Origin of the sequence: Oerskovia sp. Root918 (genome assembly GCF_001428945.1) — a bacterium.
Taxonomy (GTDB): domain Bacteria; phylum Actinomycetota; class Actinomycetes; order Actinomycetales; family Cellulomonadaceae; genus Oerskovia; species Oerskovia enterophila.
The window spans coordinates 227,449-253,681 of the sequence record NZ_LMJG01000011.1 but is presented as its reverse complement, the minus strand read 5'-3'; the positions used below and the strand labels follow the sequence as shown (position 1 = coordinate 253,681).

The 26,233-nt window shown below is 72.6% G+C and carries 23 protein-coding genes; 3 read left to right on the top strand and 20 right to left on the bottom strand.

The features are described from left to right. Positions 1 to 119: 119 nt before the first annotated feature. The 6 genes from ASE27_RS08755 to ASE27_RS08730 form a co-directional block, all read right to left on the bottom strand. The gene (locus tag ASE27_RS08755; RefSeq protein ID WP_056648725.1) at positions 120 to 638 is read right to left on the bottom strand and encodes a flavodoxin domain-containing protein; all 519 of its coding nucleotides are present in this window, start codon (positions 636 to 638) and stop codon (positions 120 to 122) included. Between the two features lie 102 nt (positions 639 to 740). After that, positions 741 to 2,444: a DUF6297 family protein gene (locus ASE27_RS08750; RefSeq protein ID WP_157257470.1), complete on the bottom strand. Its 1,704-nt coding sequence runs from the start codon at positions 2,442 to 2,444 to the stop codon at positions 741 to 743. A 10-nt stretch (positions 2,445 to 2,454) separates the two neighbouring features. Then, positions 2,455 to 3,150, bottom strand: a complete 696-nt coding sequence (locus tag ASE27_RS08745) for an ABC transporter ATP-binding protein (RefSeq protein ID WP_056648721.1) — start codon at positions 3,148 to 3,150, stop codon at positions 2,455 to 2,457. Positions 3,151 to 3,152: 2 nt separating this feature from the next. Continuing rightward, on the bottom strand, positions 3,153 to 4,247 hold the full coding sequence (locus ASE27_RS08740) for a bifunctional riboflavin kinase/FAD synthetase (RefSeq protein WP_056648719.1): 1,095 nt from the start codon (positions 4,245 to 4,247) through the stop codon (positions 3,153 to 3,155). A 149-nt stretch (positions 4,248 to 4,396) separates the two neighbouring features. Next, entirely contained in the window at positions 4,397 to 5,359 is a 963-nt protein-coding gene (truB, locus tag ASE27_RS08735) for a tRNA pseudouridine(55) synthase TruB (protein ID WP_056648717.1), read from the bottom strand. Positions 5,360 to 5,409: 50 nt separating this feature from the next. Further along, positions 5,410 to 6,090: a TetR/AcrR family transcriptional regulator gene (locus ASE27_RS08730; RefSeq protein WP_200955923.1), complete on the bottom strand. Its 681-nt coding sequence runs from the start codon at positions 6,088 to 6,090 to the stop codon at positions 5,410 to 5,412. Positions 6,091 to 6,167: 77 nt separating this feature from the next. Here ASE27_RS08730 and ASE27_RS08725 point away from each other — a divergent pair, with 77 nt between their 5' ends. Next, the gene (locus ASE27_RS08725) at positions 6,168 to 7,658 is read left to right on the top strand and encodes an MFS transporter (RefSeq protein WP_082608711.1); all 1,491 of its coding nucleotides are present in this window, start codon (positions 6,168 to 6,170) and stop codon (positions 7,656 to 7,658) included. 144 nt (positions 7,659 to 7,802) lie between these two features. Here ASE27_RS08725 and rbfA read toward each other — a convergent pair whose 3' ends face one another. The 5 genes from rbfA to rimP form a co-directional block, all read right to left on the bottom strand. Continuing rightward, a complete protein-coding gene (gene rbfA / locus ASE27_RS08720) occupies positions 7,803 to 8,279 on the bottom strand; it encodes a 30S ribosome-binding factor RbfA (protein WP_056648715.1) in 477 nt (158 codons plus the stop codon). Between the two features lie 191 nt (positions 8,280 to 8,470). Continuing rightward, a complete protein-coding gene (infB, locus tag ASE27_RS08715; RefSeq protein ID WP_056648713.1) occupies positions 8,471 to 11,407 on the bottom strand; it encodes a translation initiation factor IF-2 in 2,937 nt (978 codons plus the stop codon). A 221-nt stretch (positions 11,408 to 11,628) separates the two neighbouring features. After that, positions 11,629 to 11,826 carry a YlxR family protein gene (locus tag ASE27_RS21165; RefSeq protein WP_369819006.1) on the bottom strand — a complete coding sequence of 66 codons (198 nt, stop codon included), beginning with the start codon at positions 11,824 to 11,826 and terminating at the stop codon, positions 11,629 to 11,631. Between the two features lie 147 nt (positions 11,827 to 11,973). Next, the gene (gene nusA, locus ASE27_RS08705; RefSeq protein ID WP_056648709.1) at positions 11,974 to 13,089 is read right to left on the bottom strand and encodes a transcription termination factor NusA; all 1,116 of its coding nucleotides are present in this window, start codon (positions 13,087 to 13,089) and stop codon (positions 11,974 to 11,976) included. 3 nt (positions 13,090 to 13,092) lie between these two features. Continuing rightward, complete coding sequence (gene rimP / locus ASE27_RS08700; RefSeq protein ID WP_056648707.1) at positions 13,093 to 13,641, bottom strand: ribosome maturation factor RimP; 549 nt, start codon at positions 13,639 to 13,641, stop codon at positions 13,093 to 13,095. Positions 13,642 to 13,757: 116 nt separating this feature from the next. Here rimP and ASE27_RS08695 point away from each other — a divergent pair, with 116 nt between their 5' ends. Beyond that, positions 13,758 to 14,864, top strand: a complete 1,107-nt coding sequence (locus ASE27_RS08695) for a DUF4439 domain-containing protein (RefSeq protein ID WP_082608709.1) — start codon at positions 13,758 to 13,760, stop codon at positions 14,862 to 14,864. A 102-nt stretch (positions 14,865 to 14,966) separates the two neighbouring features. Here ASE27_RS08695 and ASE27_RS08690 read toward each other — a convergent pair whose 3' ends face one another. Beyond that, on the bottom strand, positions 14,967 to 16,820 hold the full coding sequence (locus ASE27_RS08690) for a proline--tRNA ligase (RefSeq protein ID WP_056649020.1): 1,854 nt from the start codon (positions 16,818 to 16,820) through the stop codon (positions 14,967 to 14,969). A 135-nt stretch (positions 16,821 to 16,955) separates the two neighbouring features. On the opposite strand from ASE27_RS08690, the gene ASE27_RS08685 reads away from it, so the two are divergent. Further along, positions 16,956 to 17,945, top strand: a complete 990-nt coding sequence (locus tag ASE27_RS08685) for an Fpg/Nei family DNA glycosylase (RefSeq protein WP_056648703.1) — start codon at positions 16,956 to 16,958, stop codon at positions 17,943 to 17,945. Positions 17,946 to 17,961: 16 nt separating this feature from the next. Here ASE27_RS08685 and ASE27_RS08680 read toward each other — a convergent pair whose 3' ends face one another. From ASE27_RS08680 to frr, 8 genes are all read right to left on the bottom strand, one after another. Then, entirely contained in the window at positions 17,962 to 18,906 is a 945-nt protein-coding gene (locus ASE27_RS08680) for a DUF4081 domain-containing GNAT family N-acetyltransferase (protein WP_056648702.1), read from the bottom strand. A 10-nt stretch (positions 18,907 to 18,916) separates the two neighbouring features. Then, positions 18,917 to 20,056, bottom strand: a complete 1,140-nt coding sequence (gene ispG / locus ASE27_RS08675) for a flavodoxin-dependent (E)-4-hydroxy-3-methylbut-2-enyl-diphosphate synthase (RefSeq protein WP_191805698.1) — start codon at positions 20,054 to 20,056, stop codon at positions 18,917 to 18,919. 123 nt (positions 20,057 to 20,179) lie between these two features. Beyond that, complete coding sequence (locus ASE27_RS08670; protein ID WP_056648697.1) at positions 20,180 to 21,490, bottom strand: RIP metalloprotease; 1,311 nt, start codon at positions 21,488 to 21,490, stop codon at positions 20,180 to 20,182. A gap of 171 nt (positions 21,491 to 21,661) precedes the next feature. After that, the gene (dxr, locus tag ASE27_RS08665; RefSeq protein ID WP_056648694.1) at positions 21,662 to 22,846 is read right to left on the bottom strand and encodes a 1-deoxy-D-xylulose-5-phosphate reductoisomerase; all 1,185 of its coding nucleotides are present in this window, start codon (positions 22,844 to 22,846) and stop codon (positions 21,662 to 21,664) included. Between the two features lie 70 nt (positions 22,847 to 22,916). Then, complete coding sequence (locus ASE27_RS08660; RefSeq protein WP_056648692.1) at positions 22,917 to 23,468, bottom strand: DivIVA domain-containing protein; 552 nt, start codon at positions 23,466 to 23,468, stop codon at positions 22,917 to 22,919. Then, a complete protein-coding gene (gene rlmN, locus ASE27_RS08655) occupies positions 23,465 to 24,601 on the bottom strand; it encodes a 23S rRNA (adenine(2503)-C(2))-methyltransferase RlmN (protein ID WP_056648690.1) in 1,137 nt (378 codons plus the stop codon). The genes ASE27_RS08660 and rlmN overlap by 4 nt, the downstream gene beginning before the upstream one ends. Before the next feature lie 151 nt (positions 24,602 to 24,752). Continuing rightward, positions 24,753 to 25,598, bottom strand: a complete 846-nt coding sequence (locus ASE27_RS08650) for a phosphatidate cytidylyltransferase (RefSeq protein WP_056648689.1) — start codon at positions 25,596 to 25,598, stop codon at positions 24,753 to 24,755. Between the two features lie 21 nt (positions 25,599 to 25,619). Beyond that, entirely contained in the window at positions 25,620 to 26,177 is a 558-nt protein-coding gene (gene frr / locus ASE27_RS08645) for a ribosome recycling factor (protein ID WP_056648687.1), read from the bottom strand. Between the last annotated feature and the right edge of the window lie 56 nt (positions 26,178 to 26,233).

Genomic DNA, 26,233 nt, shown 5'->3' with positions numbered 1-26,233 from the left:
CCCCCTCGCCCCGGCGAGTCGAAGAGCTTCTCCACGGGGGTGCCTCATGCTGTGGTCGGAGCGACTCTATCGCCCGACACGCCCGACTCGGAGCGTCGTCTGAAGCACCGGACGCGCGTCTACCGCGTCCCCAGCGCCGTCCGGCCGAGCTCACGCCCCCACTCGCGCGCCCGCTCGACCTCGCCCGGGCACAGCGGCCCCTCCATGCCCTCGACGTAGAAGGAGTGCGGCGAGCCGGCGGGCGAGAGCCCGCTGCGGCGGACCACCCGGTCGGCCGCCCGCGCGGCGCTGCCCGGGAGGTGCTTGACGGTCTTCACCCGGGTGTCGAACGTCGCCCCGAACCGCCCCGAGGCGCCGTCGGCGAGCGCGTCGAGCCACTCGCGGATGCCTCGTTCGACGACCGGGCTGCCCGGCCGTCGCCCGGCAGCCTCCTCGCGGGAGCCCGGGCGAGACATGCCGAACGCGTGCGTGGGGCCACCGATGACGATCAGGTCGGCCCCGAGGACGTCGTCTCCCGGCGCCGCCGTCGAGATCTCGACCGTCCGCACGTCCACCTGCTCGGACAGCCCCTCGGCCACCGCCCGCGCGATCTCGGCGGTGTTCCCGAACATCGACTCGTAGATCACGACTGCTTCCATGGCTCCGACTCCTGTCGTCAGTTCCAGGCTGCCTGCGGAGCACCACCGCCGCCAGGACCTTTGGTCCGGACGGCGGGAGTCCTTGGACCCGGTCCGACGCGGTCAGCCGAGCAGCGGCTTGGCCCCCGTGGCCCGCACGTGCGATGCCACGGCGAGCGCGATCCAGACCGTGATCCCCTGGAACACGATGAGCGCCGGCGTGGGCGCGCCCACGAGGAGGCAGATGCCGAGCGGGATCGCGCCGAGGACGGCCGCGTCGGGTCCTTGGGCGAACATCGAGGCCGCCCCCGTCGGGAGCGCTCCGGCAGGGGTCGCCATGAGCGGGCCGGACCAGTTGGGCGGCTTGCGGTAGGCGCTGCGGATCGCGGCTGCGCCCATGCCGACCGCGACCACGGCCACGAGCGCGAACCAGAGCGGTTCACGCGTGGTCAGCACGAGCGGTACGGTCCCGACCACGAGGGCCACGAGCGCCGTGAGGGAGGGCGCGACGGTCCGTGCCAGCCGGGCGTCGCGCGCGGACAACGGGATCATCGCGTCGAGCACGGGCACCATCTCCGCGGTGCGCGCGCCCTCCGCGCCGAGCTGCGCGGCGCGGAAGCCCGCGACGACCAGCAGCACGAACAGCCCGAACCCGCCCGTGAACGCGGGCACCTGCTGGGCGACGATCACCAGGGCCGTGAGGCCGACGAGCTGAGCGAGGGCCGACGGGCTGCGGCGCAGGAGCGTGAGGTCGGCCGCGACGAGCGCCGAGACCGGCCCCCTGACGAGCGCGAAGCGCGAGGGCCTGCGGACCCTGCCGCCGCGCGTCGACCCGGCCCGGCTCAGGGCGCGCCCCAGCTCGCGGGTGTCGAGCGAGAGGATCGCGCCGCCCGCCTGGTCGGCCACCGCGCTCTGCGCACGCAGCACCTGGGCGCCGAGCACCTCGAGCCGGCGCCACCACACGACCACGAGGGCGAGCGCGCCCAGCCCGAGCGCACCGATCACCCAGGCGGGGATCGTGAGCTCGCGCAGGTCGGACCAGCCGGCCGCGACGAGCACGACGCCCGCGACAGGGACAGCCGCGAGCACCACGTCGCTCACGCGAGCGACCCTCGCCGCGACGGGTGTCCGGGGCTGGATCAGCCCCGCGAGCCCCACGAGCAGCAGCCCCGCCGCTGCACCCAGGGCCGCGCTGCGCCCTGCCACGGCCGGGTCCGCGCCCGAGGCCAGCGCCACGACCGCGAACCCGCCAGCTCCCGCGACGAGCGCCACCGCGACGCCGCGCCAGTACGACGGGGTGAGCAGGCCACGCCGGTCGACGGGCATCGGCACCCACCACCGCACGCCTGCGCTGCCCGTGCCCAGCGGCCCGAGCCGCACGGCCATGCCCGTCATGAGCGCCAGGAGTGCGACCGAGCCGAGAGCCTGGATCGTGGCGGCCGTCAGGACCGCGTCCCGGCCGCCCGCGGGCTCGACGAAGATCGTCTCGCGGAGCACGTTCGCCGCGCCGATCACGAAGCCGATCGAGATGGCGATCGACACCACGACGTAGGCGATGTTCCCCAGCAGCTCACCGGGACCTGCGTCGGCCCGCGAGGCCGTGACGCGTGCGGTCAGGCGCCGGATCTCCCGCCCCGAGAACTCCTCGCCCGGGTCCGCGACGAGCAGCGGCAACGGAGCGCGCTCGACCTCAGGTTCAGGCGTCACGGGCTCGGGCGCCGCTGGGCCAACCGGAGCGGCGGCCGCGGCCGCCACGGCCGCCGCATCATCGGAGCCCTTTCTCGGGCCGTGCGGGCGCTTCTTGCCCCGGCCCTGGGCCGCGTTCATCGCCCGCTCCTCAACGGACCCGGGCGAGCGCGTCGAGCGCGGCCTGGTGCCCCAGGCGCAGGCACTCGTCGTCGCCGACCAGGAGTCCGCGCGCACCGGTCCGTTCGACCAGCTCGGGGTCGTGCGTCGCGAACACGACGGCGGCCCCGCGCCCGGCCTCCTCGACCAGGATCCGGGCCAGGTCGGCGCGCATGCCCGGGTCGAGCCGCTGCTCGGGCTCGTCGAGCACGAGGACCTCGCGGGGCCGGGCGAACCCGGCCGCGAGCAGGAGGCGCCGCCGCTGACCCGAGGAGAGCTCGGTCGGCATGGCCCCGGACTGCGCCGCGAGGCCGAACCGGTCGAGGAGCTGGTCCACGACCTCCCCCGCACCCGCCACGCCGTGACCGCGCGCGGTCAGCACCAGGTGCTCGCGCGCCGTGAGCCCCGGGAAGTAGGCGTCGTCGTCGAGGATCCCGACGACCTTGGCGCGGAAGTCGCGCTCGCGCTCGTCGACGTCCCGCCCGAACGCCAGCACCTTGCCGGACAGGGGTGCGAGCACCCCCAGGAGCGCACGCAAGAGCGTCGACTTGCCGCTGCCGTTGGGCCCGATGATCGCCCACAGCTCGCCCGGCCGGACGGCCAGGTCGACGGGCGCGCACACGGGCGCCTCGGTGTAACCGACGCGCAAGGCCCGGGTCTCGAGCACGGGTTGCTTGTTGACCGACACGGCTACTCCCCCGACCCGGTCGCGGACGCTTCGGGCCTGCTGGGCCCAACGGACGTACCCGCAGGCGTCCCCGCGCCCGAGGCGAGGATCACGCGGGCTCGCGCGACGTCGTCGTGCATGGTCTCCACGAGCGCGTCGATCCCGTCGAAGCGCAGCGTGGGGCGCAGGTGCTCGACGAACTCCAGGACGACCTCCTCGTCGTACAGGTCGAGGTCGGTGCGGTCCAGGACGTAGGCCTCGACGCGGCGCTCGACGCCGTCGAACGTGGGGTTGGTGCCGATCGAGATGGCCGCGGGCAGCACGCCGTCGCCGTTCCCCGGGTCCGCCGCGAGGAGCTGGGGACGACGCAGCCAGCCCGCGTACACGCCGTCGGCCGGGACCATGCCGCTGATCGCACCGAGGTTGGCCGTGGGGAACCCGAGCTCGCGCCCGCGCGCGTCGCCGTGGATCACCACGCCGCGCAGGCGGTGGTGACGCCCGAGCAGCGCCGCGGCCTCGCGGACCTTGCCGTCCGTGAGCAGGCCGCGGATCTCGGTCGAGGACCAGCGCCCGCTGGGCACCGCGCCCCCGCCCGTCGAGGCGGCGTCGTCGGAGGCGCTCGCGCGCCCCGCGTCGCCCCCGACGGTCCCGACGTCGTCGATCGCCCGGACCTCGAAGCCGTGCGTCCGGCCGAGCTCGATCATGGTCGCGAGGTTCCCCGCGTTGTCGCGCCCGAACCGCACGTCGTGACCCACGACGACCGTCCGCGCCCCCAGCCCGTCGACCAGGTAGGTCCGCACGAACTCCTCGGGGCTCTGGCGCGCGAAGTCGAGCGTGTACTCGACGAGCAGCACGGCGTCGAGGCCCGTGGCCTCGAGGAGCTCCATGCGGTCGGCGATCCCGGTCAGGAGCTCGGGCGCCTGCTCGGGCCGGTGGACCGTCGCGGGGTGCGGGTGGAACGTCACGGCCACGGCCTGGGAGCCCGACTCCCGGGCGAGGGACACGATCCGGCCGAGCACCTCGGCATGGCCGCGGTGGACGCCGTCGAAGTTGCCGATCGTCACGACCGACGGTCCGAATCCCGGCGGAACCTGGTCCAGGTCCGTCCACAGGTGCACGCGTACTCCTCGAGATGTGTGTGAGGCGGGCTCGCTCAGGAGGCCCGACGACGGCGCGCACCCACGGCGCGCCTGGTCAAGATTGCCACGTCTCGCCCGGGTGTTCCCCATCGAAACGGTGGACGGTCACCCCTCGGACCTGCCCGGGCTCACGCCGGGGCGAACACGATCACGGGCTTGGCCTTGTGCTTGCCCTCGCGCACCACGTTCTCGAGCAGCGCGACGAGCGACCCGTCGTCGCCGATCGCGGCCGTCGTGGTGTCCTGGGGCGACGGGTCGACCCACTTGCCGTAGGACAGCGCGTCGCGCTCCTCGGGCGTCAGGTCGCGCACCGGGAACGTGGCACGAGCGGCGTCCGCGAGCGGGAGCGTCACGAGCACGCCGTCGCGCTCGACCTGCGCCTCGAGCTCGGAGAGCGTCGAGGCCCCGTCGATCGCGTAGCCGCCCACGCGCGTGCGGCGCAGGGCCGTGAGGTGTCCCCCGACGCCCAGGTCCGCGCCCAGGTCGCGGGCGAGGGCACGGATGTACGTTCCCGACGAGCACACGACCGTGACGTCCACGTCGAGCGCGGGAAGGTCGCCCGGCTCCGCGGCCGCGACCGGCCGAACCTCGTGGACGTCGAAGCGCGAGATCGTCACGGGGCGCGCCGTGAGCTCGACCTGCTCGCCCGAGCGCACGAGCGCGTACGCGCGCTGACCGTCGACCTTGATCGCGGACACCGAGCTCGGCACCTGCTCGATGGGACCGGACAGGAGCGCGACTCCCGCGTCGATCGCCTCGCGCGTCACGGCCGAGGCGTCAGCGCGCGAGGTGACCTCGCCCTCGGCGTCGTCGGTCGTCGTCGCCGCGCCCAGGCGGATGGTCGCGGTGTACTCCTTGTCCGCGCCCACGACGTACGTCAGCAGCTTGGTCGCGCGCCCGATCCCCAGGACCAGGACCCCCGTGGCCATGGGGTCGAGCGTGCCCGCGTGCCCCACCTTGCGGGTCCCCGCGAGACGGCGCAGGCGGGCCACCACGTCGTGGCTCGTGAGCCCCTGGGGCTTGTCGACGATCACGAGGCCGTCGGGGGCGGTGGGTCGGCGCTCGCGCACCGGCTTCGGGTCGTGCGTCATCGGGAGGGGTCCTCGGTGCTCGGGAACGGGAGGGTGTGGAGGCGGGGGGCTCAGCGCCCGGAGGCGGGGCGGGGCTCGACGGGGCCGGGCTCGTCAGGCCCCTGCTCCCCGGCCCGCTGGGCGGCCGGGTCGACCGCGGGCAGCGCGTCGCCGAACGCGCACCGCACGAGCTCGCCCAGGCGCGGGTCCGTGCCGAAGTGCTCGGGGGCGCCGATCGCGAGCAGCGTGTTGAGCAGCATGCCCTGGGCGAGGAAGTCTCGCGCCTGGTCGAGCGTGCCTCCCGTGCGGTCGACGTAGACCTCGAAGACCTCGACGAAGAACTCGCGCGACCTGGCCCCGAAGTCTGGGTCTGCCCCCGCGAGAAAGCCGTGCATCATGACGAGCAGGAGGTTGCGGTCCGCGAGCAGCCGGACGTAGGTCGCGGCGAGCTCGTCGCCCGCTGCGGGCCCGGCGGGCACCGCGGAGAACGCGGCCACGATGCGGCGGCCGATCCGGTCGAAGACCTCGGCGAACAGCTCGTGCTTGGTGCCGAACATCCGCACGACGTAGGGCTGGGACACCCCTGCAGCGCGGGCCACCTGGTCCACGCTGGTACCGGCGTAGCCCCCGGCGGCGAAGACCGCGGTCGCGGCGTCGATCATCTGCTCGCGTCGCTCGTCGCGCGACATGCGCCGCGCCGACGGCTCGGGCTCGGCGACCTGGGCCCGTGCGGAACTCGGTGCGCTCTCCATGTTGACAAGGTTATCAGTTGATTACTAGCGTCGGAATCCTAGTAATCATCCGATGCTTACCTCTTTGAGGAGTCCTCATGTCCACGACCGCCGTCCCCGACCGCCCGCCCACCCTCGTCAGCGACGCGCCCCTCCCCGCGGGCCTCACCACCGCGATCGACGACGCACGCTCCCCCGGCGCGCGCCGCCGTCGGCCTCTCGCGCTGGTCCTGGTCGCAGCCTCGCTGCCCATGTTCATGGCCACGCTCGACAACCTCGTGGTCACCGGCGCCCTGCCGGTGATCTCCCAGGCGCTGCGGCCGAGCGTCGAGCAGCTCCAGTGGTTCGTCAACGCCTACACGCTCGCGTTCGCGACCCTCATGCTCGTGGCCGCCTCGCTCGGCGACCGGTTCGGACGCCGCCGGGTGTTCGTCGTCGGGATCGCCGTCTTCACGCTCGCGTCGGTCGCGTGCGCGCTCGCCGACACCCCGTCCGCGCTCATCGCGGCCCGCGCCGTGCAGGGTGCGGGCGCTGCCGCGATCATGCCGCTGTCCCTCGCGCTCATCGCCGACGCCGTCCCCCGTGCCCGCCGCGCGCTCGCGATCGGGATCTGGGGCGGCGTCTCGGGTCTCGGCGTCGCGCTCGGGCCGCTCGTCGGCGGCGCGGTCGTCGAGGGCATGAGCTGGGAGGCGATCTTCTGGATCAACGTGCCCGTCGCGCTCGTCGCCGTCCCGCTCGTGCTCGTCGTGCTGCGCGAGTCGTTCGGCCGCCGCGGGCCGATCGACCTCGTGGGCCTCGCGCTCGCCGGGACCGGGGTCTTCGCGGGCGTCTGGGGCATCGTCCGCGGCAACGAGGACGGGTGGACGTCCGCGGTCGTCCTCTCGCTGCTCGCCGGGTCGATCCTGCTGCTCGTGGCGTTCGTCGCGTGGGAGCAGCACCTCGCCCGCCGGGGCGGCTCGCCCCTCGTCCCGATGCGCCTGTTCCGCTCGCGCAGCTTCGCCATCGCGAACGTGTCCGGCTTCGCGTTCTCGCTCGGCATGTTCGGCGCCGTGTTCCTGCTGATCCAGTACTTCCAGATCGCCGAGGGCCTCTCACCGCTCGAGGCAGGGGTCCGCACGCTCCCGTGGACCGCGGCCCCCATGCTCGTCGCACCCGTCGCCGGCATGCTCGCGCCGCGCCTCGGCATCCGGACGCTCCTCGTGACCGGGTTGACCCTCCAGACGCTCGCGCTCGCCTGGCTCGCCGTCGTCTCGTCCGGCGCGACGTACGCGCAGCTCGTCCCCGCCTTCGTGCTCGCGGGGATCGGCATGGGACTGACGTTCGCGCCGAGCGCGACGGCCGTCCTGGTCGACATGGACGAGTCCGACAACGCGACCGCGAGCTCGACCAACTCCACGCTCCGGGAGGTCGGGGTGGCGCTGGGGGTCGCGGTCCTCGTCGCGGTCTTCCAGGCCGCGGGCGGAGCGCTGACACCGGAGCTCTTCACGGAAGGCCTGCCGGCCGCGCTGTGGGTCGGCGCCGCGAGCGTTGGGGTGGGGGCGGTCGCCGCGACGTTCCTGCCGCGTCGCTCCGCCCGCCCGACGGCGTAGCGCACCCGCTGGGACGGGTCCGGTGGGGTGCGGGGCAGGTGGCCCAGGACAGCGGAACGGCCGGTCCCCAGCAGGGACCGGCCGTTCCGTGTGCTCGTGCTGCCGCACCCGCCCGATGGCTCGGTGGGGTGCGCGGGCGCGCCGTCAGGCGGGCGCGACCTCGTCGGAGTCCGCAGACCCGTCGGCCTCGACCTCGTCGTCAGCGGCAGGCTTCTTGTACGGGTCGGCGTCGCCGGCGTACGTGGCCTTCTCGCGCAGCGCGGCCAGCTCGGCATCGCGACGTGCAGCCTCGTGGAGGGCGACGTCGAGGTGCGCGGCGGTGTCCGGCACGGAGTCGAGGTGGAAGTCCAGGGAGGGCGTGAGCCGGATCCCCGTCTGCTTGCCGACCTCGGAGCGGATGATCCCCTTGGCGCTCTCGAGCGCCGCGGCGGTCCCTGCCCGCTCCTCGTCGTTGCCGTAGACCGTGTAGAACACCGAGGCGTTCTGCAGGTCACCGGTCACACGCACGTCGGTGATGGTCACGAACCCGAGACGCGGGTCCTTGATCCGGGTGTCGAGCATCTGCGCCACGATGACCTTGATCCGGTCAGCGAGCTTGCGAGCCCTGGGCTTGTCGACCATGGTTCAGTCCTTTCATCAGAGGGCCCCGCAGGAAGTCAGCTCCTGGTGGGCCCTTCGGGCCACGTCCTGAACGAACAGCTCCGCCGACGCCGGGCCGTGAGGTGTGGCGGGTCGTGGTGGGTCTGGCACGGGCCGCCAGGCCCGCGGTAGACCCGCCACACCTCACGGGTAGGCGTCAGCGGAGAGGTACGTCAGCTACGCGGCTTCTCCCGCATCTCGAACGTCGCGATCGTGTCGCCGACCTGCAGGTCGTTGAACGAACCGAGACCGATACCACACTCGAAGCCCTCGCGGACCTCGGTGGCGTCGTCCTTGAACCGCTTGAGCGACTCGACCGTGAGGTTGTCGCCGATGACGGCTCCCCCACGCAGGACGCGTGCCTTGGTGTTGCGTCGGATCTCGCCCGAGCGGACGATCGAACCGGCGATGTTCCCGAACTTGGAGGAACGGAAGACCTCGCGGATCTCGGCGGTGCCGAGCTGCACCTCTTCGTACTCGGGCTTGAGCATGCCCTTGAGTGCAGCCTCGACGTCGTCGATCGCCTGGTAGATGATCGAGTAGAAGCGGACGTCGACGCCCTCGCGCTCGGCCAGTGCCTCGACACGCTCGCCGTACTTGACGTTGAACCCGATGATGATCGCGTTGTCCACGGTCGCCAGGTTGACGTCGTTCTGGGTGATCGCACCGACGCCGCGGTGGATGATCCGCAGCTGGACCTCGTCGCCGACGTTGATCTGCAGCAGCGCGTCCTCGAGTGCCTCGACGGCACCGGAGACGTCGCCCTTGAGGACCAGGTTGAGGGTCTCGACCTTGCCCTGCTCGAGCGCCTGGGCGAAGTCCTCGAGGCTGACGCGCTTGCGACGCTTGGCCAGGAGGGCTGCGCGCTCAGCCGCCTCGCGCTTCTCGGCGATCTGACGGGCCGTGCGCTCGTCCGGAGCCACGAGGAACGTGTCACCGGCGCTGGGCACGGACGCGAGCCCGAGCACCATCACGGGGCGGGCGGGGCCTGCCTCGGTGACGTTGTTGCCGTGCTCGTCGAACATCGCACGGACGCGTCCGTGAGCGGTGCCCGCGACGATCGCGTCCCCGACGTGGAGCGTGCCGGACTGGACAAGGACGGTCGCGACGGCGCCGCGGCCCTTGTCGAGGTTCGCCTCGATGGCGACGCCTCGTGCGTCCTTGTCCGGGTTGGCGCGCAGGTCCAGCGAGGCGTCCGCCGTGAGAAGGACGGCCTCGAGGAGCGCGTCGATGCCCTGGTTCTGCTTGGCGGACACGTCGACGAACATGGTGTCGCCGCCGTACTCCTCGGCCACCAGGTTGTACTCGGTGAGCTGCTGGCGGATCTTGGCGGGGTTGGCCCCCTCCTTGTCCACCTTGTTGACCGCGACGACGATCGGCACGCCGGCCGACTGCGCGTGGTTGAGCGCCTCGACCGTCTGCGGCATGACGCCGTCGTCGGCTGCGACCACGAGGATCGCGATGTCGGTCACCTGGGCACCACGAGCACGCATGGCGGTGAACGCCTCGTGACCCGGGGTGTCGATGAACGTGATGGGACGGTCGACGCCCTCGTGCTCGTGACGGACCTGGTAGGCACCGATGTGCTGCGTGATGCCGCCGGCCTCGCCGGAGATGACGTCGGTCTGGCGGATCGCGTCGAGCAGTCGGGTCTTACCGTGGTCGACGTGACCCATGACCGTGACGACGGGCGGACGGGCCTGGAGCTCGTCGTCGCCCTCGCCCTCGAGCTCGGCGTCCAGGTCGATGTCGAAGGCACCGAGGAGCTCGCGGTCCTCCTCCTCCGCGGAGACCATCTCGATGACGTACCCGAGCTCCGCGGCGAGCGAGCCGAACGTGTCCTCGTCGAGGGACTGCGTGGCGGTCGCCATCTCACCGAGGTGGAAGAGCACCGTCACGAGGCTCGCGGGGTTCGCGTCGATCTTGTCCGCGAAGTCGTTGAGCGAGGAACCGTGACGCAGGCGCACGACGGTCGAGCCGTTCCCACGGGGAACCTGCACGCCACCCAGCGAGGGGGCCTGCATCTGCTCGAACTCCTGGCGCTTCGCCCGCTTCGACTTGCGCCCACGGACGGGGCGCCCTCCTGCACGACCGAAAGCACCCTGGGTGCTGCCACGACCTGCGCCACCGCGGCCACCGCCACCGGGGCGACCGGCGAAACCGCCGCCACCACCAGGAGCGCCGCCGGGGCCTCCGCCTGCGCCACCGGGACGACCGGCGAAGCCGCCACGACCGCCACCGGCACCGCCGGCGCCGCCACCCGGACGACCGCCGGGAGCGGGACGGTCACCGGGGCGACCGATCGAGGTACGACCGGGCATCATGCCCGGGTTGGGACGGGGACCACCCGGACGCGGTGCAGGACGGGGACCACCGGGACGGGGTCCGCCGGTGCGCTCGGCGCTGCCTGCTGCTGCGGGGTTGGCGTTCGCTGCCGGGTCGGCGGCGCGCTCGGGGCGTGCACCCGGACGAGGCATGCCCTGGCTCGAGGCGAACGGGTTGTTGCCCGGGCGCGGGGAGCCGGCGCGCGGCATGCCCTGGCTCGAGGCGAACGGGTTGTTGCCGGGACGCGGGGAGCCGGGACGGCCGCCCCCACCGGTTCCGCCGGAGCCGCCGGGGCGGGCTGCTGCGGGACGCGGGCCGGGCGCGGGGGCGTTGCCGCCACCTGCCGGCTTGGGCGATGCCGACGGCTTGCGCGCGGCAGCGGGAGCCGGCGTGGCGGCGGGCTTGGCCGCAGCGGGGGCTGCGGGCGTGGGCTCGACGAACGCGGGGCTCGCTGCTTCCTTCTGGGGTGCCGGTGCCTTGGGCGCGGCGGGTGCCGGCGCGGGGGCAGCGGGAGCCGGTGCTGCAGGCGCAGCCTCGGCGGCCGGCACGGGCTTGGGCGCGGCCGGACGTGCCGGCGCGGGCTTCGCGGCGGCGGGCTTGGCGGGAGCGCTTGCGCTCTCCGTGCCACCGGCCGGGAAGGTGTCGCGCAGCTTGCGGACGACCGGCGGTTCGATGGTCGAGGATGCCGAGCGGACGAACTCACCGAGTTCCGTCAGCTTGGTCATGATGGTCTTGCTCTCCACCCCGAGCTCCTTTGCGAGCTCGTAGACGCGGACCTTTGCCACAACTCTCCTGTCTCGGCCCACCCGAAACAGGGAGGACCGTCTTTAGTGCTGGGTGCTCATCGCTGGGTACTCATCGGGTGCCCATCGGCTTCTAACCCGCTTCCTTGTCGACGATTCGTGCGGTGTTCGTGCGGTACTGGCGCGGCTCGGCTCGGGCGGCGCTGGTGCGCCGCCGACCGGGACCGCCGACTTGACGATGACTGGCGATGACTGACGACGGGTCAGTCTTCCCTGTCGAGATGGGCGTGAGCTCCGGCGAGGTCCACGGGTCCTGCGAGACGCAGCGCCCGGGGAAAGGCTCGTCGACGCTCGGCCAGCTCGAGGCAACGCCGAGCATCGTGGAGCCAGGCGCCGCGCCCCGGGAGCGACCTGCCGACATCGACGACGAGCCGAGGCTCTGGAGTGTCAGGCTGGTCCACCACGAGGCGGAGAAGAACAGACCGTAGGTCACGCTCCCGGCAGCCGACGCACGTCCGAACGGGCGCGTGAGCGCCTGAAGGGTCGTGCGACGGATTCCGGACCCGTGGCCCAGTCAGGGACAGTCTAGCGCGCCCGCTCACCGAGTGTTACCCGTTTCCGTCGCCGGAGCCCGGTCCGTCGACCTCGTCGAGGCCTCCACGGGCCCGGTCGTCGCCCGCACCGGGGTGCGCGCCCTCGTCCGAGCGGATGTCGATGCGCCACCCCGTGAGCTTCGCGGCAAGCCGGGCATTCTGCCCTTCCTTGCCGATCGCGAGGGACAGCTGGAAGTCGGGGACGACCACGCGTGCGGCGCGAGCCTCGGCGTCGACCACGGTGACAGACGTCACACGGGCCGGCGACAACGCGCTCGCCACGAACTCCGCCGGGTCGTCGCTGAAGTCGACGATGTCGATCTTCTCGCCGTGCAGCTCGGCCATGACCGCGCGCACGCGCCCACCCATGGGGCCGATGCAGGCGCCCTTGGCGTTGAGGCCCGCGACGCGCGAACGGACCGCGACCTTGGAGCGGTGACCGGCCTCGCGGGCGATCGCCATGATCTCGACCGAGCCGTCGGCGACCTCAGGGACCTCGAGCTCGAAGAGCTTGCGGACGAGGTTCGGGTGCGTGCGGCTCAGCGTGATCTGCGGGCCCTTCATGCCGCGTGCGACGTCCAGGACGTACGCGCGCAGCCGCTCGCCGTGGACGTAGTCCTCGGTCGGGACCTGCTCGTGCGGCGGGAGGACAGCCTCGGTGCCGCCCACGTCCACGAGGACCATGCGCGGGTCGTTGGCCTGCTGGATGATGCCCGCGAGGACCTCACCCTCCTTGCCGCGGAAGTTGCCCAGGATCTGGTCGTCCTCGGCGTCCCGCAGCCGCTGCACGATGACCTGGCGTGCCGTCGCGGTCGCGATGCGCCCGAAGTCCTTGGGCGTGTCGTCGAACTCGGGGCCCAGCACGGGCGCCCGGTAGCGCCGGACGGGCTCGCCGTCCTCGTCCACCTCGTCAGCGGCGTCGTCGGCGTCCTCCTCGGCCGGGATCTCCTCGCGCGCCCAGACCGTCACGTGGCCGGTACGGCGCTCGAGCTCGACCCGCGCGCGGGCGTGCGCGTCAGGGGTCCGGTGGTAGGCGGAGAGCAGCGCCTGCTCGATCGCTGCCACCAGGATGTCGAGGCTGATGTCCTTCTCGCGCTCCAGCAGGCGCAGCGCGCTCATGTCGATGTCCATCGATCAGACCTCCTCGTCGTTCGGGGCGATCGCCCCGGGGTTCTCGTCAACAGCCATCTCCGGGCCGAGGTCTGCCTCGAGCGCACGCTTGAGCTCGACCTGGATGGCGCCGCGCGTCACGTCGTCGAGCGCCACCGAGTCCACGGGAGCCCCGGTGAGCAGCAGGCGGCCGTCCTCGACCTCGCGCAGGCGCCCTTCGACGCTTGCGCCGTCCGTGAGCGTGAGCCTGACGATGCGGCCGCGGGCGCGCTTGAAGTGGCGCAGCTCGGTCAGGGGGCGCGAGGTGCCGGGCGTCGAGATCTCGAGCGTGTACGCACCGGGGAACGCGTCGGAGGCGTCGAGCGCGTTGTTGATCTCGCGCGAGACCTCTGCGACGGCGTCGAGGTCCAGGTTGCCCACCGCGTCCTCGGGCAGGTCCACCGTGATGCGGACGACCGAGCGGCTGCCTGCCAGGGAGACGGTCACGTCCTCCAGGTACAGGCCCGCTGCCTGCACCGCAGGTTCCACGACCTGACGGACCCTGTCCGCACCGGCCTGCTTCGCCTTGTTCATGTCTCGGTCTCCCGTCGGCTTCCAGAGCCCACCGGGCTGAAGGAATCGACCGGTGTGCTGTTGTACGGGATCAGCCTAACGACTCACCCGCCAGGAACGTGACATCATCACCCTCGATGACTGCCGAACCGACTCCGCGCCTCCACCCGTCGAGCCCCTCGGGCGACGCCCCGCCGTCCGCTTCGCCCGGATATTCACGGGTCCGGGCTCGGTGGCGTCGTCCGGCCGGTCGCGCGGTGGTGTCGATCGTCACGTCGCTCACGCTGCTCACCGTGGCCGGCTGCGGGCTGCGCCTGGAGACCCCGCCCCCGACCGAGCCCGTGCCCGACGCCCAGGAGACGCTGCGGCGCGACGCGGTCGACGGGGCGCTCCTCGTGGGCGAGCTCGCCGTCGCGGCGGGCGCGACGTCGTCGGGCCTGGACGCGACCTCGCTCGCGTCGCTCGCCGAGACGGGCACCTTCGCCGACCTCCACGTGACGCAGCTCGGCGGCGTCTACGACTCGGGCCTCCCCGAGCCCGACGGCGACACCGACGAGCCCACGTCCGGCGCGACCGACCAGCCGACGACTCCTACGACCGCGACGGCCGCCGAGGTCCTCGACGCGCTGGCCGCCTCGAGCGCGAGCATGCGCGAGGGGATCGACCAGACCGACGACGGCCCGTTCGCCCGGCTGCTGACGTCGATCGTGTCCTCGCAGGACGCCTCTGCGCGTCAGCTCGCGGCCTCGACGGGCACCCCCCTGCCCGAGTCCCTCGCGCTCCCGACCGGTCTCCTCGTGCCCGAGACCACGCCGTCGGGGCTGACCGCGACGGACCTGTCGACCATCATCGAGGCCGAGGACGCCGCGGGGTACGCGTTCGAGGTCCGCGCGGCCCTCGCGGACGGCGACGGGCGCGCCGCAGCCCTCGACCGCGCGGTGCTGCACCGCGCCCGGGCAGAGGCCTGGGCCCAGGCGGCGGGCACCGCGGGAGGGGCGCAGGACCCGCGCCGGGTCGCCTACTCGGTCCCGGCCGACGTCCCGACGGCGGAGCTCGCCGTCCAGCTCGAGTCCTCGCTCGCTGAGTCGTACGCCGCGCTCACGGCCGAGGCCGGCACGGGGACCCGCCTGCCGCTCGCCGACCTGTCGACCGAGGCGAGCCTCGCGGCCGTCGCGTGGGGTGCTCCCCTCGCAGCGTTCCCGGGTCTGCCCGAGCAGTCGACCACTCCCCCGGCGGCCGGCTGAGGACGCTCCTCCACGACGGCGGACGGGCCGGGTCCAGGAGCATCGCTCCCGGACCCGGCCCGTCCGTCGTCGGCCCCCGCCGCCGGGGCGGCTGGGGAGAGATCAGGCCAGCAGCTCGGCGACCTTCTCGGTCACGAGGTCGGCGACGCCTGCGACCGGCACCTGCACGGGCTCGCCGCCCTGGCGCGGGCGCACCTCGACGACGCCGTCCGCGAGCCCGCGGCCCACGACCACGACGAGCGGGGCGCCCAGGAGCTCGGCGTCCTTGAACTTCACGCCGGGCGAGACCTTGGGCCGGTCGTCGTACAGGACCTCGACGCCGCGCGCCGAGAGCTCGGCCGTGAGCGACGCGGCGGCCTCGAAGACCGCCTGGTCCTTGCCCGTGGCGACCACCTGGACGTGCATGGGGGCCACGTGCGCGGGCCAGGCGAGGCCGGCCTCGTCGTGGTTGGCCTCGGCCAGCGCGGCGAGCGCGCGCGTCACGCCGATCCCGTACGAGCCCATGGTCACGACGACCTGCTTGCCGTTCTCGTCGAGGACCGTCAGGCCCAGGGCCTGCGCGTACTTGCGCCCCAGCGCGAAGATGTGGCCGATCTCGATGCCGCGCGCGAGCTCGAGCGGACCCGAGCCGTCGGGCGCGAGGTCGCCCGCACGGACCTCGGCGGCCTCGATCGTGCCGTCGGCCGTGAAGTCGCGACCGGCGACCAGGTCGAACACGTGCCTGCCGTGCTGGTTCGCGCCCGTGATCCAGCGGGTGCCCTCGACGACGCGCGGGTCCAGGAGGTAGCGCACGGCCGAGTGCGACGACGCGGGGGTCTTGCCCTCGGCCGGCACGGTCACCTGGAGGCCCTGCGGGCCGAGCACCTCGGGGCCGATGTAGCCCTTGACGAGCTCGGGGTGCGCGGCGAAGTCGGCCTCGCCCGCGGGCTCGACCTCGGCGGGCTCGACCGACGCCTCGAGGCGCTTGAGGTCCACCTCGCGGTCGCCGGGCAGGCCCACGACGAGCACCTCGCGGCGGCCGTCGGGGTGCGTGAGCGCGAGCACGACGTTCTTGAGCGTGTCGGCCGCGGTCCACTCGCGGTCGGTGCGCGGGAAACGCGCGTTGGCGAGCGCGACGAGCGAGTCGATCGTCGGGGTGTCGGGGGTGTCCTCGACGTGCGCCGCGGGCGCGTCGTCGTAGGGCAGGGCCTCGGGCACGGGCGTGACCACGGCCTCGACGTTGGCCGCGTAGCCGCCGGGCGAGCGGACGAACGTGTCCTCGCCGATCGCGGTCGGGTTGAGGAACTCCTCGCTGCGCGAGCCGCCCATGGCCCCGGACGTCGCGGCCACGATCACGTACTCGAGACCCAGGCGCGTGAAGATCCGCTGGTAGGCGGCGCGCTGGTTCTGGTACGAGGCCTCGAGCCCCTCCTCGGTCACGTCGAACGAGTACGCGTCCTTCATGATGAACTCGCGGCCACGGATGAGGCCCGCGCGCGGACGTGCCTCGTCGCGGTACTTCGTCTGGATCTGGAACAGCGTGAGCGGCAGCTCCTTGTAGGACGAGTACATGTCCTTGACGAGGAGCGTGAACATCTCCTCGTGCGTGGGGGCCAGCAGGTAGTCGCCGTCCTTGCGGTCCGTGAGGCGGAAAAGGTTCGCGCCGTACTCGTCCCACCGGCCCGTGGCCTCGTAGGGCTCGCGCGGCAGCAGCGCCGGGAAGTGGACCTCCTGGCCGCCCGCGTCCTCCATCTCCTCACGGACGATCGCCTCGACCTTGGCGAGCACGCGCAGGCCCAGCGGGAGCCAGGTGTAGATGCCGGGGGCGGCACGACGGATGTAGCCGGCGCGCACGAGGAGCTTGTGGCTCGCGACCTCGGCGTCGACCGGGTCCTCGCGCAGCGTCCGCAGGAACAGGGAGGTCATCTTGAGGGGCTTGACGGGGGGACCGACCACCCGGCTGGAGGCTGAAGACATGGGCCCGATCCTACCGTCGCGCGATACGGCATCCCGCAGAGGTGCCGCGACCGCCCCCGGTCGGTCCCCGAGGCGGTCAGCCGTCCGTGACCCGCCGGCGGTGCGCGTCCGCGCGGGAGCGGGCACCATGGAAGCGTGCCCGAGCTGCCCGAGGTCGAGGCGCTCGTCCGGTTCCTCGACGAGCGCGCGACCGGTCACGTCGTCGTCGCGGCCGACCTCGCCTCGATCGTGGCCCTCAAGACGTTCTCCCCTCCCCTGTCGGCCCTGGTGGGCGGAACAGTCACGGGTGCGTCGCGGCACGGCAAGTGGCTCGACCTGGCGGTGCGTCCCGAGGCAGGCACCGGAGCCGCTGGAGCCACGAGCTCGGGCGGGGCCAAGGCCGTCGACGCGGCCGGTGGCGCGGGTCCGGCGGGGACCGGCGGCGCAGTGCCCGACGACGAGCTCCACCTGGTCTTCCACCTCGCCCGGGCGGGCTGGTTGCGCTGGTCGGAGGACGCGCCGACCACGCCGGTGCGCCCCACCTCGAGCAGGGGCGGCGTGCGGGCGGTCCTCGCGCTGCGGATCCGGTTCGACGACGGCTCGGGGTTCGACCTGACCGAGGCGGGCACGCGCAAGCGGCTCGCGCTCCACGTGGTCCGCGATCCCACCGAGGTCCCCGCGATCGCGACCCTGGGCGTCGAGCCCCTCGGCCCCGACTTCACGATCGCCGAGCTCTCACGCCTGCTCGCGGCACGCAACCAGCAGCTCAAGGGGTTGCTCCGCGACCAGCGGCTCGTCGCCGGGATCGGCAACGCGTACTCCGACGAGATCCTGCACGCCGCCAGGACGAGCCCGTTCCGCCTGACCCGCAGCCTCGAGGCCGACGACGTGGCCCACCTGCACGCCGCGATCCGCGACGTGCTCTCCGAGGCCGTCGCGACGTCGTCGGGCCGGCCGGCCGCCGAGCTCAAGGACGCCAAACGACGCGGGATGCGCGTCCACGGGCGCACGGGCGAGGCATGCCCGGTGTGCGGGGACGTCGTCCGCGAGGTCTCGTTCGCGGACCGCAGCCTGCAGTACTGCGCGACGTGCCAGACCGGCGGGCAGGTGCTCGCCGACCGGCGCATGTCCAAGCTCCTGCGCTAGCGGCCGGCGGCCGCCCTCAGAAGAGGACGGTCGCGAACGTCCCGACCTGCTCGAACCCCACTCGGCGGTACGTCGCGAGCGCGCGCTCGTTGTACGCGTTGACGTAGAGCGAGACGATCGGTGCGATCTCGCGTCGCGTGATCTCCACGACGGCGGCCATGCCCGACTCCGACAGGCGACGCCCGCGGAGCTGAGGATCGACCCACACGCCCTGGACCTGCGCGACCGCGGACGTGACCGCACCGAGCTCGGCCTTGAAGGCCACGGTGCGCTCGGGCAGCGCGACCGCGGCGAGCGGGTCCCTGTCCCCGTTCGGCAGCGACGGAGCGGGCACGCCTCCCGCGAGCCGCACGAACGAGCGCCCCGACGTGATGAGCCCGCGCACGCGCTCGGCGTACGCGTTGCCGCCCGCCGCGACCGGCGAGTACCCGACCTCCTCGACGAACATGCGCACGCACGCGGGCAGCACGAGCGGGAGCTCGGCGGGCACCGACCGCCGGACCATCGGGTCCGGCTCGACCTCGGGCGCACGGTCGATCATGAGCGAGGGCTGGTCGTCGCGCACGTCGCGGGCTGCGGGCCAGTGCTGGGCCAGGCGGTCCCACAGCCCCAGCGCAGCCGCGCGCTCGCCCACGATCGACGACGCCCGGCGACCGAACCGGCGCGCCAGGGCCGCGAACGCGTCGAGCGCCTGCGCGTGCTCGGCACCGGCCAGGGGGACGACCGGCACCAGGTTCGCCCCTGCCCAGCAGATCGCGAGCAGCGGACCCTGCGCGGGGAAGCCCCACACCTGTCCGCCGCTCAGCGACAGTCGTGTCGCCTCGACGATCCGTGAGGCGGCCAGGACCGAGCCGACCGGGTCCAGGGCGCACACCGCGAGCGCGGCCGGGACGTCCGCGTCCGTCAGGACACGGGCGGCCTCCGGCCGGGACCACGGCCCCGGGGGGTGCCAGCGCGCCATCGCCGCAGGCTCAGCCGACGGTGACGACCGGCGGGCCGGCCTGTGCGTCGTTCTCCGGCGTCATGGTCTCGGCGATGCGCATCGCTTCCTCGATGAGCGTCTCGACGATCATGGACTCCGGCACGGTCTTGACGACCTCGCCCTTGACGAAGATCTGGCCCTTGCCGTTGCCCGACGCGACGCCGAGGTCTGCCTCGCGCGCCTCGCCCGGGCCGTTCACGACGCAGCCCATGACCGCGACGCGCAGCGGGACCTCCATGCCCTCGAGACCCGCGGTGACCTTCTCGGCGAGCGTGTAGACGTCCACCTGGGCGCGACCGCACGACGGGCACGAGACGATCTCCAGCTTGCGCGGGCGCAGGTTGAGCGACTGCAGGATCTGGATGCCGACCTTGACCTCCTCGACCGGCGGGGCCGAGAGCGAGACACGGATCGTGTCACCGATGCCCTTGCTCAGCAGCGCACCGAAGGCCGTGGCCGACTTGATGGTGCCCTGGAACGCCGGGCCCGCCTCGGTCACACCGAGGTGCAGGGGCCAGTCACCGCGCTCGGAGAGCAGCTCGTAGGCCCGCACCATGACGACCGGGTCGTTGTGCTTGACCGAGATCTTGAAGTCGTGGAAGCCATGCTCCTCGAAGAGCGACGCCTCCCAGACGGCCGACTCGACGAGCGCCTCCGGGGTGGCCTTGCCGTACTTGGCGAGCAGACGCGGGTCGAGCGACCCGGCGTTGACGCCGATGCGGATCGAGGTGCCCGCGTCGGAGGCCGCGCGAGCGATCTCCTTGACCTGGTCGTCGAACTTGCGGATGTTGCCCGGGTTCACGCGCACCGCGGCACAACCCGCGTCGATCGCCGCGAACACGTACTTGGGCTGGAAGTGGATGTCCGCGATCACGGGGATCTGGGACTTCTTCGCGATCGCCGGCAGCGCGAGCGCGTCGTCCTGGCTGGGCACCGCGACACGCACGATGTCGCAGCCGGACGCGGTCAGCTCGGCGATCTGCTGGAGGGTCGCGTTGATGTCCGTCGTCGGCGTCGTGGTCATCGACTGGACGCTCACGGGGGCGTCGCCGCCGACGTCGACCTTGCCGACCTTGATCTTGCGCGTCTTGCGGCGCGGCGCGAGGACCGGCGGGGGTGCTGCTGGCATGCCAAGGCTGATGGGTACGCTCACGGACCTAGTATCCCCCGCCCAGCACCCGGGCCGCGCCCACGGACCCACCCCGCCCCGCTCCGCACACGACTCTTCGCGAGATCTTCACCGTGCGGCCGGTCAGGTGAGCCGGACCGGGTTGACGATGTCCGCGTAGATCAGCAGCAGCCCCATGCCGAGCAGGACGACCCACATGGCCAGCCCCAGCGGCACGAGCCGTGCCACGTCGGCGTGCGCCGGGCGCGGCAGCCCACGGACCTTGGCGACCTGGCGCTTGGCGCCCTCGTACAGCGCACCCGCGATGTGACCGCCGTCGAGCGGCGGCAGCGGGATGAGGTTGAACGCGAAGAGCGCGATGTTGAGCGAGGCCAGCAGGCTCAGCATGGTCGCGACCTGCCCCACGAGGTCGCCCTCGCCCGCGTCCAGGAGGTCGGCCGCCACGATCGTGACCCCGACGGGACCGACGGGCGAGCTGGGGTCGCGCGCCTCGTCGCCGAACGCGGCCTGGCCGATGTCGACGAGCCGCGCGGGCAGCGAGACGATGATCGCGGCCGTGCCGCTCACCTGCTGCCAGATGGCCTCCGGCACCGCCGACAGCGGCTCGGAGACACGCTCCTGGGTCGGAGCGACACCGACGTACCCCGTGGGCCGGAGAACCAGCTCTCCCGCGTCGTCGCGCACGTACTGGCCGTCGTCGCCCACGACCGGTCGCTCGACCTCGGCCGGGGTGATCTCGAGTGTCGTGCGCTCGCCGTCGCGCTCGACCACGACGGGCACGGTCTCCCCCGCCGCCCCCGTGATCTTGCCGACGAGCGAGTCCCACGACGTGACGGGCTCGCCGTCGAACGAGACGATCGTGTCGCCGGGCTCCAGCCCGGCCTCGGCCGCCGGGGTGAGCGGGTCGTCGGCCGTGCACTCGTAGTCGGCCGGAGCCGAGGCGGGCGTGACGCACTGCGGGACGAGCCCGACCGTCGTGGTCGCCTGCGGCAGACCGATGCCCACCAGCACGATCGTCATGAGCACGAACGCGATCACGAGGTTCATGAACGGTCCACCGAACATCACGATGACCTTCTTGGGCACCGAGAGGTTGTAGAACGCGCGCGGCTCCTGCCCGGGGAGGATCTCCTCGGCGCTCATCTCGCGAGCGTCCTGGACCATGCGCCCGAAGAACCCGTCCGACTGCTTCTTGCCCGCCGGTGCCGGCGGGTACATCCCCACGAGCCGCACGTAGCCGCCCAGCGGGATCGCCTTGACCCCGTACTCGGTCTCGCCCTTGGTGCGCGACCACAGCGTGGGGCCGAACCCCACGAAGTAGTGGCTCACGCGCACGCCGAACTTCTTGGCCGGGACCATGTGCCCGACCTCGTGCAGCGCGATCGACACCAGGATGCCGACCAGCACGACGAGGATCGCGATCACCGCGGTCATGAGAGCTCCGTTCGGGGAGGTTGTGGGGTCCGGGACGACCCCAGGACGGGTGCGAGACGGTCGGAGGGTCGTGGCAGACCGCCCCGGACCGGACGGGGCGAACCTACCGCCGATCGCTGGACGATGCCTGAGACCGCCCGCGCCCCGTGAGGCGCCCGCCGCGTGCCCACCTCAGCGCTGCGCCAGGATCTCGTGGGCCCGCGCACGGGCCCACGTCTCCGCTGCCGTCACGTCGTCCAACGTGACCGCCGCCCGCGAGGTTCCCCGGTGCTCTCCGAGGACACGCTCGACCGTCGCGACGATGTCCAGGAACCCGATGCGGCCCTCCAGGAACGCCGCGACGCACTCCTCGTTGGCCGCGTTGTACACCGCAGGGTGCGTCGCGGAGGCCGACGCCGCCTCGCGCGCGAGACCCACCGCGGGGAAGAGCGCCTCGTCGAGCGGCTCGAACGTCCAGGCCGTCGCCGCCGTCCAGTCGCACCCGGCGGCCACCTCGCCCAGGCGGTCCGGCCAGCTCAGGCCGAGCGCGATGGGCAGCCGCATGTCCGGGGGCGAGGCCTGCGCGATCGTCGAACCGTCCACGAACTCGACCATCGAGTGCACGACCGACTGCGGGTGCACCACGACCGCGATCTCCTCGGTCGGCACGTCGAACAGCAGGTGCGCCTCGATGAGCTCGAGGCCCTTGTTCATGAGCGTCGCGGAGTTGATCGTCACGACCGGGCCCATGGCCCAGGTCGGGTGCGCGAGCGCCTGCTGCGGGGAGACGGCCTTGACGTCGTCCCGCGCCCAGCCGCGGAACGGCCCGCCCGACGCCGTCAGCACGAGCCGACGGACCTCCTCGCGCCGACCCGAGCGCAGCGCCTGCGCGATCGCCGAGTGCTCCGAGTCGACGGGGACGATCTGGTCCGGACGCTGCCTCGCGTCCTGGACCAGCACGCCGCCCACGACGAGCGACTCCTTGTTGGCCAGCGCGAGCGTCGAGCCCGCGCCGAGCGCGGCGAGCGTGGGACCGAGGCCCACCGACCCCGTGATGCCGTTGAGCACGACGTCAGATCCCGCCCCCGCGAGCTCGGTCGCGGCGTCCGGACCGACCAGCACCTCGACCGGCCGAGCCCCCGCGCGGGGAGCCCGGGCCGCCAGGGCGGCCTCGACCTCGACGGCCCGTGCAGGGTCCGCCACACCCACGCGCTGCACGCCGAGCGCGACAGCCTGGTGCGCGAGCAGCTCGGCGTTCGCGCCGCCGGCCGAGATCGCGTCCACACGGAAGCGGTCGGGGTGGCGGGAGATCACGTCGATCGCCTGGGTGCCGATGGATCCGGTCGACCCGAGGAGGGTCACGCTGCGCAGACTCATGGGGACATCCTCCCAGGTGCGAGGACCGCCCGAGGCGCGCTGCGGCGTCGGGCAGGCCTCACGCACGACGTCACTCGACGCCGAGCAGCACCTCGATGGCCCGGGCGAAGAACGCGTCCACGGGCCCCTCGGCGTAGCCGTCCTTGCCGCGGCGACGCGCGAACGTCGCGCTGCGGATCTCGGCGGCCGTGATGGGCTCCTGGCGGTCGAAGTACGCCACCAGGCGGTCGCACAGGTCGTCGACGTCGTCCATGTCGTAGCCCGACTCGCCGCGGCCTGCCGGTGCGAAGCGCTCGCCGTCCGGACGACCCAGCCGGCCGTACAGGCTGCGCGCCCGCTCGGCCAGGGCGTTCATCCAGGCCTGCTGCCCGTTGACCGCGACGTACTCGGCGCGCTGGCGGGCGATGAACGCGCCCTCCAGGCGGTCGAGGGCCGCGTCGACCTCGTGGGTGTCGTACCCGCCACGGACCAGGTCGAACATCGAGACCTGGATGTCCGTGCTCGTCAGGCGCTCAGGCTTCTTGCCCTCGTAGACCTGACGGGCGTGGTCGAAGAACTCGTCCACCTCTTCGGGGTCGTACCCGTTGCGCACCTTCGAGACGGTGCTGAACAACGCACTCACTCTTCCTCCTCGGCTGCCAGCTGTCCGCACGCACCATCGATGTCGCTGCCACGTGTGTCACGAATAGTGGTCGGAATCCCGTGCCCGCGCAAGCGTGCGACGAACTCGTCCTCCACGTCGCGCTCGCTGGCCGTCCAGATCGAGCCCGGCGTCGGGTTGAGCGGGATGGGGTTGACGTGCACCCAGCCCGAACCGCGCGCCGTGAGCTTCTCGCCCAGCAGGTCCGCCCGCCAGGCGTGGTCGTTCATGTCCTTGATGAGCGCGTACTCGATGCTGACGCGTCGACCCGTGACCTCGAAGTAGTTGCGTGCCGCGTCGAGCGTCTCGTCGACCGACCACCGGGTGTTGATCGGGACGAGCTCGCTGCGCAGGTCGTCGTCCGGCGCGTGGAGCGAGAGCGCGAGCGTGACCGGGATGCCCTCGGCCGACAGCTTGTTCATCGCCGGGACCAGACCCACGGTCGAGACGGTGATGTTGCGCGCCGACATGCCCAGGCCCTCGGGGGCCGGGGCGATGAGCTGGCGGATGGTGCCCATGACGGCCTTGTAGTTGGCCATCGGCTCGCCCATGCCCATGAAGACCAGGTTGTTGAGCCGGGCCGGGCCGCCGGGGATGTCGCCGTCGGCGAGCGACTTCGCGGCCGAGCGCACCTGCTCGACGATCTCCGCGGTCGACAGGTTGCGGGTCAGACCGAGCTGGCCCGTCGCGCAGAACGGGCACGCCATGCCGCAGCCGGCCTGGCTCGAGACGCACAGCGTCGACCGGTTCGGGTACCGCATGAGGACCGACTCGACCTTGGCCGCGTCGAAGAGCTTCCAGAGCGTCTTGACGGTCGTGCCGCCGTCCGCCTGCATCACACGCGCGGGCGTGAGCAGCTGCGGGAACAGGTTCTCGACCAGCAGGTCGCGCGAGGCCTTGGGCAGGTCCGTCATGTCCTCCGCGGCACTCGTGTAGTGCGCGTAGTAGTGCGTCGCGAGCTGCTTGGCACGGAAGGGCTTCTCCCCCAGCTCCACGACGGCCGCCGTCCGTTCCTCGGCAGAGAGGTCGGCGAAGTGACGCGGGGGCTTCCCGCGGCGGGGTGCCGACATGACGAGCGGCAGCGGCTTCGATTCGACGGACGGGCGAACAGACATGGTGGATCCAGAGGTTGGAACGGGTGGAACAGGTCAGAGCAGGCACGCACCGAGGCGGTCCGGAGCGAGCGTGCGAGCGTGCCGGTGCGTTCTCACGCAGGCCGGCACGCACGCGGACGGACGAGCCCTGCCGCCCCTCACGGGGACCGCCTCAGAGCGAGACGGACAGCAGCAGGAACACGAACGGGGCAGTCAGGAGCATGGAGTCCAGGCGGTCGAGGACACCTCCGTGCCCCGGCAGGAGGGACCCCATGTCCTTCAATTCTAGGTCGCGCTTGATCATCGACTCGGCCAGGTCCCCCACGGTCGCCGTGAGCGGCACCATGACGCCCAGCGCGACGCCGATCACGGGGCTCGCACCCAGACCGTAGACGGCCCCCACGACGCCGACCGCGGTCGCGAGCACGAACGAGCCCGCCAGACCCTCCCAGCTCTTCTTGGGGCTGATCGAGCGGGCCAGCGGGTGGCGCCCGAACAGCACACCGGCCACGTATCCGCCGACGTCGTTCGCGACCGCCAGCAGGATGAACAGCAGGACCTGGATCCGTCCGTTCTCCGGGTTCGCCAGCATCATCATGACGAAGCCCGCCATGAACGGCAGGTACGCGGTCGCGAACGTGCCGGCCGCGGCGTCCCGCACGGCAGCGGTGCCCGAGCCGTCGATCACCCGCCAGACCACGACGCCCGCCACCGTCAGCACGAACGAGACCATGAGGGCCTCGGGCCCGGCGTAGTACGACGAGATCATGATCCCCGCCGCACCCACCAGGAGAGGCAGGAGCGGCAGGTGGATGTCGCGGCGCAGGAAGGCCTGCTTCAGCTCCCAGAGCGCCGCCCCCACCGCGGCGATCGCCAGCAGGACGAACGGCTCCGGACGGAACCCCAGCGAGGCCCCCACGACGAGGAGGAGCCCGACGCCGACGGCGATCGCCTTCGGCAGGTCGCGTCCGGCCTTCGGCGTCCGCCGGGGCTCGGACGCGACAGCATCACGTGTCATCGGTGCGTTCGGAGTTCGCCATCAGACCTCGAGGAGCTCGCTCTCCTTGCCGGCGAGCAGCGCGTCGATCGTGTCGACGTGGCTCTTGGTGAGAGCTTCGAGCTCCTTCTCCGCACGCGTGCCCTCGTCCTCGCCCGCTTCGCCGTCCTTCACGATGCGGTCGAGCTGCTCCTTGGCACGACGACGGATGTTGCGCACCGAGACGCGTGCGTCCTCGGCCTTGCCCTTGGCGAGCTTCACGTAGTCGCGGCGACGCTCCTCCGTGAGCACGGGGAGCACGACCCGGATGATGTTCCCGTCGTTCGACGGGTTCACGCCCAGGTCCGAGTCACGGATCGCCTTCTCGATCGCGGACAGCGCGGTCTTGTCGAAGGGCGAGATGACGATCGTGCGGGCCTCGGGCGTGTTGAACGAGGCGAGCTGCTGGAGGGGCGTCGGGGCCCCGTAGTACTCGACCGTGATCTTGTTGAACATCGCGCCACTCGCACGTCCCGTGCGGATGTTGGCGAAGTCCTCCTTGGCGACCTCGATCGCCTTGTCCATCTTCTCTTCGGCCTCGAGGAGGGTCTCGTCGATCACCAGTGCTCCTTCGTCGTGCGTTGCAGGGCTTGCCGTCCTGTGCGCCGCGGGGCGCA

What these genes read in the sequence shown, in the direction of transcription:
- ASE27_RS08755 (WP_056648725.1), bottom strand. Translation starts at nt 638, where the DNA reads ATGGAAGCAGTCGTGATCTACGAGTCGATGTTCGGGAACACCGCCGAG.
- rbfA (WP_056648715.1), bottom strand. Translation starts at nt 8,279, where the DNA reads ATGGTCGACAAGCCCAGGGCTCGCAAGCTCGCTGACCGGATCAAGGTC.
- ASE27_RS08695 (WP_082608709.1), top strand. Translation starts at nt 13,758, where the DNA reads ATGACTGCCGAACCGACTCCGCGCCTCCACCCGTCGAGCCCCTCGGGC.
- ASE27_RS08650 (WP_056648689.1), bottom strand. Translation starts at nt 25,598, where the DNA reads ATGACACGTGATGCTGTCGCGTCCGAGCCCCGGCGGACGCCGAAGGCC.
- nusA (WP_056648709.1), bottom strand. Translation starts at nt 13,089, where the DNA reads ATGGACATCGACATGAGCGCGCTGCGCCTGCTGGAGCGCGAGAAGGAC.
- rlmN (WP_056648690.1), bottom strand. Translation starts at nt 24,601, where the DNA reads ATGTCTGTTCGCCCGTCCGTCGAATCGAAGCCGCTGCCGCTCGTCATG.
- ispG (WP_191805698.1), bottom strand. Translation starts at nt 20,056, where the DNA reads ATGCCAGCAGCACCCCCGCCGGTCCTCGCGCCGCGCCGCAAGACGCGC.
- truB (WP_056648717.1), bottom strand. Translation starts at nt 5,359, where the DNA reads ATGACGCACGACCCGAAGCCGGTGCGCGAGCGCCGACCCACCGCCCCC.
- rimP (WP_056648707.1), bottom strand. Translation starts at nt 13,641, where the DNA reads ATGAACAAGGCGAAGCAGGCCGGTGCGGACAGGGTCCGTCAGGTCGTG.
- dxr (WP_056648694.1), bottom strand. Translation starts at nt 22,846, where the DNA reads ATGAGTCTGCGCAGCGTGACCCTCCTCGGGTCGACCGGATCCATCGGC.
- ASE27_RS08730 (WP_200955923.1), bottom strand. Translation starts at nt 6,090, where the DNA reads ATGGAGAGCGCACCGAGTTCCGCACGGGCCCAGGTCGCCGAGCCCGAG.
- ASE27_RS08690 (WP_056649020.1), bottom strand. Translation starts at nt 16,820, where the DNA reads ATGTCTTCAGCCTCCAGCCGGGTGGTCGGTCCCCCCGTCAAGCCCCTC.
- ASE27_RS08725 (WP_082608711.1), top strand. Translation starts at nt 6,168, where the DNA reads ATGTCCACGACCGCCGTCCCCGACCGCCCGCCCACCCTCGTCAGCGAC.
- ASE27_RS08670 (WP_056648697.1), bottom strand. Translation starts at nt 21,490, where the DNA reads ATGACCGCGGTGATCGCGATCCTCGTCGTGCTGGTCGGCATCCTGGTG.
- ASE27_RS08750 (WP_157257470.1), bottom strand. Translation starts at nt 2,444, where the DNA reads ATGAACGCGGCCCAGGGCCGGGGCAAGAAGCGCCCGCACGGCCCGAGA.
- ASE27_RS08680 (WP_056648702.1), bottom strand. Translation starts at nt 18,906, where the DNA reads ATGGCGCGCTGGCACCCCCCGGGGCCGTGGTCCCGGCCGGAGGCCGCC.